Genomic DNA, 10,164 nt, shown 5'->3' on the forward strand with positions numbered 1-10,164 from the left:
TTTAGCCAACTGAAGTTGTTATTATTTTTCTTGCTCGCGAGCGATAGCACGGTAGCCGATGTCATTACGATGGAACATACCATCCCAACTGATCTGTTTTGCTAGCTCGTACGCGCGTTGCTGTGCTTCTGATACGCTGTTGCCCAATGCAGTTGCACACAATACGCGACCACCATTTGTCACGATGTCGCCATCTTGATTGTCTGTACCCGCGTGGAAGACTTTCTCGCCTTCAATTTCAACTTGAGGCAGGCCAGAGATCACGTCACCTTTGTTGTACGCTGCTGGGTAGCCACCGGCTGCTAGCACGATACCGATAGATGCGCGTGGATCCCATTTAGATTCCACTTGATCAAGCTTCTCGTCGATTGCTGCTAAGCATAGATCTACAAGATCCGATTCCATACGCATCATGATTGGTTGTGTCTCTGGATCACCGAAGCGGCAGTTGTACTCGATCACTTTCGGAGTGCCATCTTTGTCGATCATCAGACCCGCGTATAGGAAACCTGTGTATGGGTTCCCCTCAGATGCCATGCCACGTACCGTTGGGTAAATGACTTCTTCCATGATGCGATTGTGAATTTCGGGTGTGACCACAGGAGCTGGAGAGTAAGCGCCCATGCCCCCTGTGTTCGGACCCGTGTCTTTATCACCGACACGTTTGTGGTCTTGGCTGGTGGCCATTGGCAGAACGTTCTCACCATCGACCATTACGATGAAGCTTGCTTCTTCACCATCTAAGAACTCTTCGATAACCACGCGGCTGCCTGCATCGCCAAATGCGTTGCCCGCTAGCATGTCTTTGATTGCGTCTTCTGCTTCTTCTAGCGTCATCGCAACGATTACGCCTTTACCAGCAGCAAGACCGTCTGCTTTCACCACGATTGGTGCACCTTGCTCACGCACGTAAGCAAGCGCTGGTTCAATTTCTGTGAAGTTTGCGTAAGCACCGGTTGGGATTTGGTGACGAGCAAGGAAGTCTTTAGTAAACGCTTTAGAGCCTTCAAGCTGCGCTGCGGCTTGGGTAGGGCCAAAGATTGGTAAGCCCGCTTCGCGGAACGCATCAACCACACCAATAACCAATGGTGCTTCTGGGCCAACGATAGTCAGTTCAATCGCCTTCTCTTTGGCGAAAGCAACAAGGCCAGCGATGTCTTCTACATCGATGTTTACGTTCTCTAGTTTTGGCTCTAGTGCCGTACCTGCGTTGCCTGGAGCAATGAAAATAGTCTCAACATTTGGGTTTTGCGCTGCTTTCCAGCCTAGCGCATGTTCACGACCGCCTGAACCAATGATTAAAACTCGCATATGAAAATCCTTAATCTTATAAATACTGTTTACTCAAAGTAGTTGATGATGTGGCTAGGCAACAATTGAGCCCATCCCGGAAACATAGCCAGCTACGTAACTGGGGTGGGCAAAAGCAGTTAACGACGCCACAGTGCCAAATACGATGAGGAAATTAGTGGCGGAAGTGGCGCATACCCGTGAAGATCATCGCCATGCCGTGCTCATCTGCTGCTGCGATAACTTCGTCGTCACGCATAGAGCCACCTGGCTGAATTACGCACTTAATGCCGGCTTCTGCTGCGGCATCGATACCGTCGCGGAATGGGAAGAAAGCGTCAGATGCCATTACGCTACCGGCAACTTCTAAGCCTTCGTCTGCAGCTTTGATGCCGGCAATTTTTGCTGAGTAAACGCGGCTCATTTGGCCTGCGCCCACACCGATAGTCATGTCGCCTTTCGCGTAAACGATCGCGTTAGATTTCACGTATTTCGCTACTTTCCAGCAGAACAGCGCATCTTTAAGCTCTTCTTCTGTCGGTTGACGCTTAGAAACCACTTTAAGGTCGTCTAGGCTTACCATGCCTTGGTCGCGATCTTGAACCAGTAGACCACCGTTGACGCGTTTCACGTCAAAGCCCGTTGTCTTCGTTGACCACTCGCCACACTCTAGTAGACGTACGTTCTTCTTCGCCGCAACGACTTCAATCGCTTCAGCAGAAACAGAAGGAGCAATGATTACTTCAACGAATTGACGCTCAACAATAGCGGTTGCTGTTTCAGCATCTAGCTCTTGGTTGAATGCGATGATGCCGCCGAACGCTGATGTTGGGTCTGTTTGGTAAGCGCGGTTGTACGCTTCTAGGATGTCTTTACCTAGCGCGACGCCACATGGGTTGGCGTGTTTTACGATTACACATGCTGGCTCATTAAACTCTTTCACACATTCAAGTGCGGCGTCCGTGTCTGCGATGTTGTTGTAAGAAAGGGCTTTACCTTGGATTTGGCGAGCAGTAGAAACAGACGCTTCTTGTGGGTTGGCCTCAACATAGAATGCAGCCGCTTGGTGGCTGTTCTCACCGTAGCGCATGTCTTGTTTTTTCTCGAATTGTTGGTTAAAGGTGCGAGGGAATTTACTCTCTTCATCACCTTCTTTGTTCTCACCGTAAGATGGAACCATGGTGCCGAAGTAGTTTGCGATCATGCCATCGTAAGCCGCAGTATGCTCGAATGCTGCAATAGCAAGGTCGAAACGCGTTTCTAGAGTTAGGGACTTGTCGTTTGCGTCCATCTCTGCGATTACGCGGTCGTAGTCTGAAGCGTTTACAACGATAGTTACGTCTTTGTGGTTCTTCGCTGCTGAGCGAACCATGGTAGGACCGCCAATATCGATGTTTTCTACTGCGTCAGCAAGAGTACAGCCTTCTTTGGCAACGGTTTCTGCAAATGGGTATAGGTTAACAACGACCATGTCGATTGGATTGATGCCATGTTTTGCCATCACTTCATCATCTTGACCACGACGACCAAGCACACCACCGTGAACTTTCGGGTGAAGCGTTTTAACGCGGCCGTCCATCATTTCTGGGAAACCTGTGTAGTCAGAGACTTCTGTTACTGCGATGCCTTGTTCGGCAAGTAGGCGTGCTGTACCACCAGTAGATAGGATATCGACACCGCGCTCAGCAAGAGCTTGTGCAAACTCAACAATACCTGTTTTGTCTGATACGCTGATAAGCGCACGGCGAATAGGACGAGCGTTATTCATGCTTCCATTTTCCTCAAATTCACGGAGTTAAAGATGTTTGCCAAAAATGAACTTGTTTTTACCTCTTGGGGTAAAATATTGGCCAGTTTTGGTAAAGACCTTTGCAGGTGTTTTCATGTTTAGAAAACAGTCTCCACATTTGATGGCGCGTATTCTAACCAATTTATTACAAAAAAGCTCGCGCAATCGTTTGGCATCTCAAAAATAATTGCAAAAAAGTCGTTCTTTAGCTTTAAAAGTAACGAGATAGTTAATAAGGAAAGTTATGTTTCAGATAGGTGAGTTGGCAAAACGCTGTGGTGTGACTTCAGATACACTGCGTTTTTATGAGAAAAATGCGTTGATAAAACCCGCAGGGCGAAGCGAATCAGGCTACCGACTTTATAATGAAGAGAATCAAAAGCAGGTGCGCTTCATCTTAAAAGCGAAAGAGCTAGGGTTGAGCTTGGATGAGATAAAAGATCTATTAGAAATTAAGTTAGAGGCGACAGAACACAGTTGTGCAGAGGTAAAAGCCATTACTTCTGCCAAGTTAGAGCTGATCGACGAGAAGATTAATGAACTGACGAAAATTCGCCGTGCTTTGAAGAAGATTAATGATGCGTGCTGTGGCCATACAAACGATGATGCCAGTCATTGTTCTATTCTTGCAGCACTTGAGTAGTCTCATTTTTGCATCACTTAACTTAAGTTTGCATTTTTGGCGGCTTGCTTTTCTAGGTGCACGCCGTTTTCCCACCTATAATCTCGCTTTTGGTCGACTGTGCGAATGTGAAGTTCCATCATTCCTACAGCGATAGCTGTCTGGTAGATACGAGAGTTTTCATACATGGTTGGAGTCTATTTTCAAATCAATGACTGGGTTTTAAGCGTTGATGAAAATAAGCTGTATCGACAAGATAGGGAAGTTACTGTTGAGCCGCGCTTAATTAATCTTTTGCACTTCTTAGCTGAGCATGCAAATGAGGTGTTCAATCGCGAGGAATTGATCCAGTACGTTTGGGCTGGAGCGATTGTGACCGATCAAGTGGTGACTCAGTCCATTTTTGAGTTGCGTAAATTGCTGCGTGACGGTCGGGAAGAAAATACCAGTTACGTCATTACAGTGCCGAAACGTGGCTACAAGCTGGTAGCGAACGTGACTCCGATGACGCATGAAGAGTTTGTCGCAAGTCGCCAAAGTGAAGAGGAAGAGAACGCCCCTTTGGTTGAAGAACCAGAAGAAGAGACTCTGCCTATCGCACCTGCCGTTACTTTTCCTGCCGGCCCTCTGACTCGTGCGGTCTGCGAGATGTCGAAAGAGAAAAAGGCCCCTCAGAAAAAAAATAAAATCAGCCCGTGGCGTTTGGGACTGATGAACTTCATCTGGATCAGTGTTTTGGTCGTGGTGATGGGCGTGTTTACCTACAAGCAATCGGAAGTGCGTATTACCCAAGCCATCGATACTCACCTTATCGAATTCAAGTTTCAAGATAACTTTACGAGCGAAGGGTTAAGCTATGACTTGGCAGACGGGTTTGCACAAAAGTTGATGTCCGACATTGCTCAAGTCAGTGATTACCGAGTCATGCTAAAGAAGGCGTCGTTTACTTCTGGCATTGTGCCTGGTAAATCCGTTGTGGTACGAGTTCGTGAAAATGACGGTGGCAGCTTTTTAGAGGTGGAATATCGCAATAACTCATCTGAAAAAGTGTTGTTTAGTCGTCAATACGCGTTAACCAGTAGCCATTTAAAGACAGTGCTTCAACAAGCGTCGTTGGATTTGATGCAAGTGCTGAAAGTGCCGGATGCCAAATTAAAATCTACGATGCTGGTGGCGGGAATGCCCATGAATCCCGATGCCTTGGAATTGTTTGTGCAAGCTAACCATTATCTTAATGTCTCTGATGCCAAGCAGTTTCGCCAAGGCATCGATTTGATGGAAAATATTTTAGAAATCGAGCCAGATAATGCTTATGTTCAAGCTGAATTACTGATTGCTTACCACGTGCAGAAAGTGCTCGATTCGTCTCTCGAACTAAAGAAAGGGCGAGTGCAACAACTCAGCGATGCGCTGGAAACCAACGTGAAAATGATGGTTGGGCCAATTCAACCTCGAATTTATGAAGCTTTGGCCTTACACGAAACCATCGCAGGTGACATGGCTTCAGCCAAGCAGCATCTTGGGCAAGCATTGAGGTTACGAGATTCGGTGCTGTCTTATGTGATTCGTGGTAAGCATGCTGAATTGGATGGTGATCTGGATTTGGCCAGTGAGTCTTACAGCGAAGCTTTCTATATTGATACGTCGGTTGAGACGTACCTGCTGTGCGAAAACTTGGTCTTCCCAAGTAACATGAAGGCGATTGATTACGCCATGTATCGCGCCGTTCACCCTTCTGTCGTTCGAATGCTTTAATTTTCTCGGACTCAAATACTAGCCCCTCATTTCGGTGAGGGGCTTTTTTGTCGCTGTCGAAAAGTGAAAAGGGTGGGGCAATGACGTACGAAGGAGCTAACAACGCAAGCTTGCAACGGGAAAACATATCCGGTTTGCTTCTCTATCTCTATCTCTATCTCTATCTCTATCTCTATCTCTATCTCTATCTCTATTGATTGTATGGAGTGTCTGGCTGAGTTATGTGGCGAGAATGATTCTGATGCTTTCTTGCAGGCGAGATGAATATTGATGTGGGTCAAAAAGCGCGATCAGGGAGAGATTTATGGAATCAACAGTTCAGGGAATTAACCCTTCGGGATGGGGAAGTTGATAGAGGTTGATAACTTTTATCGCGATTACCGACGAGTTGATGAGAGTTTATCTATCGGTAGAAGGTTTGATGTTTTTCTTATAACTGCATGAATAATATGGTTTTATATTTTTGTGTTTATCATGTTTATCTCAACTTGATGTTGATTAACTAATCATTTTATTGATAACGCCAAGTTTATTTTTTTCCCGATTTTTGGGCGTAGTCTTCACTTCGAAATTTAGCGAGGTCGAGCAGGTATCTACTTCATAGCATCTCGCTAATAACCGTTCAGTTTGAGTCACGTTGACTTGAGTAGAATAGATTTGGAGATGTTATGTCATCGAATACGAAAAAAATCGGCCTAATTGCCTGTACGGGTGTAGTCGCCGGTAACATGATGGGTAGTGGTATTGCACTGTTACCTTCCAGCCTAGCTTCAGTAGGCTCTGTTTCAATTTTCAGCTGGCTGATCTGTTTGATCGGTGCACTGAGCCTTGCGTTTGTTTACGCTCGTCTGGCAACCAAAAACCCTCAAGAAGGTGGTCCTATCGCTTATGCGGGCGAAGTTTCCCCAGTCTTTGGTTTCCAAACGGGCGTGCTTTATTACCACGCGAACTGGATTGGTAACCTAGCTATTGCTATTACAGGTGTTTCTTACCTTTCAGTATTCTTCCCTGTGCTTAATGACCCAATCCCAGCGGGTATTGCGACGATTGCATCGGTATGGATCTTCACTTTCGTCAACCTACTTGGTGGTAGCTGGGTAAGCCGTCTATGTACGCTTGGTCTTGTTCTAATCCTAATTCCAGTTGTTGGTACCGCTCTATTTGGTTGGACGCACTTCGACACTGCGCTATACAGCCAAAACTGGAACGTATCTGCGGGCACTGACAGCCATGCGATTGTGACTGCGGTTCTTATCTGTCTATGGTCATTCGTTGGTGTGGAATCAGCAGCAGTATCGACAGGTATGGTAGAAAACCCTAAACGTACTGTACCGCTAGCAACCATGCTGGGTACTGGTATCGCAGGTGTGATTTACATCCTATCAACTCAAATGATCAGCGGCATGTTCCCTGCTTCTGAAGTTGCGGCATCAGGTGCGCCATTTGCATTGGCTACCACTGAGCTATTCGGTAGCTGGACTGCACCATTCGTATCAGCATTCACTGCACTAGCATGTTTTACTTCGCTAGGTTCTTGGATGATGCTGGTGGGCGAAGCTGGTAAACGTGCAGCAAGCGATGGCAACTTCCCTAAAATCTACGGCGAAACTGACAAAAACGGTGTGCCTAAGAAAGGTCTAATCCTTGCGTCAATCAAGATGACAGCATTAATGGTTGTACTGATGTTCTTCAGCTCTAAAACAGCACATGCATCAGACTTGTTCAACCAGCTAACGACTGATGCAGTTCTACTAACTATGCTGCCTTACTTCTACTCAAGCATTAACTTGATTCGCTTCGAAGGTATGACAACACGCAACGGCTTCGTAATGCTGTTCTCTGGTGTAGCTTGTCTGTTCTGCTTCATTGCCCTTGCTGGTGCAGAAGGCGGTACGCTAACAGCAACCTTCATCGTGTCTCTCGTTATCTTGATGTTCTACAGCAAAAAAGCCGGCTTAGCTCAGTACATGAAGCTACACGCTGACGACATGCCTGCTCAAGCAAGCAACTAATCCCCAAACGCTGGCGCTTCGGTGCCAGCCAATAAAAAACAAATTCACTCGGCGCTCACCTTACTCATTGCCTGTAAATGGCAAAGAGCGCCCTCATTCGCCTTGGAGATGTCCAAATGAATATATTCGCTATCTTGAACCACATGGGTGTGTTCTTTAAAGAAGAGCCAGTTCGTCAACTTCACGCTGCTCTTGAGAAAGCGGGCTACGAAGTGGTTTACCCAGTAGATGATAAAGACTTGATCAAAATGATTGAGATGAACCCACGCATTTGTGGTGTGCTGTTCGACTGGGATAAATACTCACTAGAGCTATGTGAACGTATTAGCCAAATCAACGAAAAACTACCTGTTCACGCATTTGCTAACGAACAGTCTACTCTCGATATTTCACTAACAGACCTACGTCTGAACGTGAGCTTCTTCGAGTACGCTTTAGGTATGGCTGACGACATCGCTATCAAAATCAACCAAGCGACCGAGGCATACAAAGATGCCATCATGCCTCCATTCACTAAAGCGCTATTCAAATACGTAGAAGAAGGTAAATACACCTTCTGTACTCCAGGTCACATGGGCGGTACTGCATTCCAGAAAAGCCCTGCTGGTAGCATCTTCTACGATTTTTACGGTCCAAACACATTTAAAGCGGACGTATCAATCTCAATGCCTGAGCTAGGTTCTCTACTAGACCACTCAGGTCCACATAAAGATGCAGAAGAATACATCGCACGCACATTCAATGCAGACAGCTCTTACATCGTAACTAACGGTACGTCTACATCGAACAAAATCGTTGGTATGTACTCAGCGCCTGCGGGCAGCACAGTACTGATTGACCGTAACTGTCACAAATCTCTGACTCACCTAATGATGATGAGCGACGTGACACCAATCTACTTCCGCCCAACTCGTAACGCATACGGCATCCTTGGTGGTATTCCACAAAGTGAATTCAGCCGCGATGTAATCGCAGAAAAAGTGGCGAAAACACCAGGTGCAACAGCACCAACTTACGCAGTAGTGACTAACTCAACTTACGATGGCTTGTTGTACAACACACAATTCATCAAAGAGTCGCTAGATTGTAAACACATTCACTTCGACAGTGCTTGGGTGCCTTACACTAACTTCAACCCAATTTACGAAGGTAAATGTGGTATGAGTGGTGAAGCGATGCCAGGCAAAGTGTTCTACGAAACACAATCAACACACAAACTGTTGGCTGCGTTCTCACAAGCTTCAATGATTCACGTGAAAGGCGACTTTGATAAAGAATCTTTCAACGAAGCATTCATGATGCACACTTCAACTTCACCTCAGTACGGCATTGTTGCTTCTACTGAAACAGCAGCGGCAATGATGCGCGGCAACACTGGTAAGAAGTTGATGCAAGACTCTATCGATCGCGCAATTCGCTTCCGTAAAGAGATCAAACGCCTAGAAGCAGAAAGTGACAGCTGGTTCTTCGATGTATGGCAACCAGAAAACATCGATACCACAGAATGTTGGAAACTAGACCCTAGCGATACATGGCACGGCTTCAAGAACATGGATGACAACCACATGTATCTTGACCCAATCAAAGTCACGCTACTGACTCCGGGGATGAATAAAGAAGGCGAACTAGAAGAATCAGGTATTCCTGCTTCGCTAGTGGCTAAATTCCTAGACGAGCGCGGCATCGTGGTTGAGAAAACAGGCCCATACAACTTGTTGTTCCTATTCTCAATCGGTATCGACAAATCAAAAGCAATGCAATTACTACGCGGTCTGACTGAATTTAAACGTGGCTACGACTTGAACCTAACCATCAAGAGCTTCCTACCTTCACTATATAACGAAGACCCAAGCTTCTATGAAGGCATGCGCGTTCAAGAATTGGCACAAGCAATTCATGACCTAACTAAGAAATACAACCTACCAGAGCTAATGTACAAAGCGTTCGATGTTCTTCCAGAAATGAAAGTAACACCACACGCAGCATGGCAAGAAGAGCTTCGCGGTAACGTAGAAGAAATCAAACTGGAAGAAATGGTTGGTCGCGTAAGTGCGAACATGATCCTTCCTTACCCTCCAGGTGTGCCACTAGTACTTCCTGGTGAAATGGTGACTCAAGAGTCTCGCCCTGTGCTGGACTTCCTCGAGATGCTTTGTGAGATCGGTGCGCATTACCCTGGTTTCGAAACCGACATCCACGGTCTGTACCAACAAAAAGATGGTAGCTACACCGTAAAAGTATTGAAGAACTAAGTTCCTCTCGAAGATGACGCCATTGGGAATGCAAGCATGCTCCACTCTTACGAGCTCAATGTGTCATCGAACAACCACGACATTTAGATATACCCCTAGCTAATCTGTCGTAAAAGAGAAGGGCAAGGATGCTCTGATCTTTTCTTCTATATAGAAGAAGCAATTTCCAAGACTTCACCTGAAGTACCCCAAGTAAAAAGCAAAGACCAAAGAGCAGTTCGTCATCGTTCTGCTCTTTTTTTATCTTTTATACAGCAGGACGAAGAGAAAAAGCGCGTTGAGCGAAGATCATTTGCTTCAATTGCATCAAATTTGAAGATCGTAATTCAGGTGGAAACTCCCTTTTTCTTGAGGAAAGATCCTTTTAAATGAGAGAAAATAGCCAAGATCGCTTGGTATATACACAAAGTGATTGCTATTTGTTCGGTTGAAAGTTTTTTTGCA

Annotated in this window: 6 protein-coding genes; 4 read left to right on the plus strand and 2 right to left on the minus strand. The window is 45.9% G+C overall.

Annotated features, from left to right (window positions below; all coding sequences use genetic code 11):
* Window positions 1-21: 21 nt before the first annotated feature.
* Together purD and purH are read right to left on the minus strand one after the other, a co-directional pair.
* Window positions 22-1,311 (minus strand): phosphoribosylamine--glycine ligase, encoded by a 1,290-nt coding sequence (purD, locus tag BIW15_RS20770; protein ID WP_005456447.1) that lies wholly within the window; start codon window positions 1,309-1,311, stop codon window positions 22-24.
* 154 nt (window positions 1,312-1,465) lie between these two features.
* Window positions 1,466-3,058 carry a bifunctional phosphoribosylaminoimidazolecarboxamide formyltransferase/IMP cyclohydrolase gene (purH, locus tag BIW15_RS20775; protein WP_053816233.1) on the minus strand — a complete coding sequence of 531 codons (1,593 nt, stop codon included), beginning with the start codon at window positions 3,056-3,058 and terminating at the stop codon, window positions 1,466-1,468.
* A 265-nt stretch (window positions 3,059-3,323) separates the two neighbouring features.
* On the opposite strand from purH, the gene zntR reads away from it, so the two are divergent.
* From zntR to BIW15_RS20810, 4 genes are all read left to right on the plus strand, one after another.
* The gene (gene zntR, locus BIW15_RS20785; protein ID WP_005456436.1) at window positions 3,324-3,722 is read left to right on the plus strand and encodes a Zn(2+)-responsive transcriptional regulator; all 399 of its coding nucleotides are present in this window, start codon (window positions 3,324-3,326) and stop codon (window positions 3,720-3,722) included.
* A gap of 165 nt (window positions 3,723-3,887) precedes the next feature.
* Window positions 3,888-5,456, plus strand: a complete 1,569-nt coding sequence (gene cadC / locus BIW15_RS20790; protein ID WP_005481778.1) for a lysine decarboxylation/transport transcriptional activator CadC — start codon at window positions 3,888-3,890, stop codon at window positions 5,454-5,456.
* Between the two features lie 668 nt (window positions 5,457-6,124).
* A complete protein-coding gene (gene cadB, locus BIW15_RS20805) occupies window positions 6,125-7,468 on the plus strand; it encodes a cadaverine/lysine antiporter (protein WP_005383654.1) in 1,344 nt (447 codons plus the stop codon).
* A gap of 116 nt (window positions 7,469-7,584) precedes the next feature.
* On the plus strand, window positions 7,585-9,720 hold the full coding sequence (locus tag BIW15_RS20810; RefSeq protein WP_005451159.1) for a lysine decarboxylase CadA: 2,136 nt from the start codon (window positions 7,585-7,587) through the stop codon (window positions 9,718-9,720).
* The last annotated feature ends 444 nt before the right edge of the window (window positions 9,721-10,164 follow it).

Origin of the sequence: Vibrio sp. SALL6, from assembly GCF_002002385.1 — a bacterium.
GTDB lineage: Bacteria > Pseudomonadota > Gammaproteobacteria > Enterobacterales > Vibrionaceae > Vibrio > Vibrio parahaemolyticus.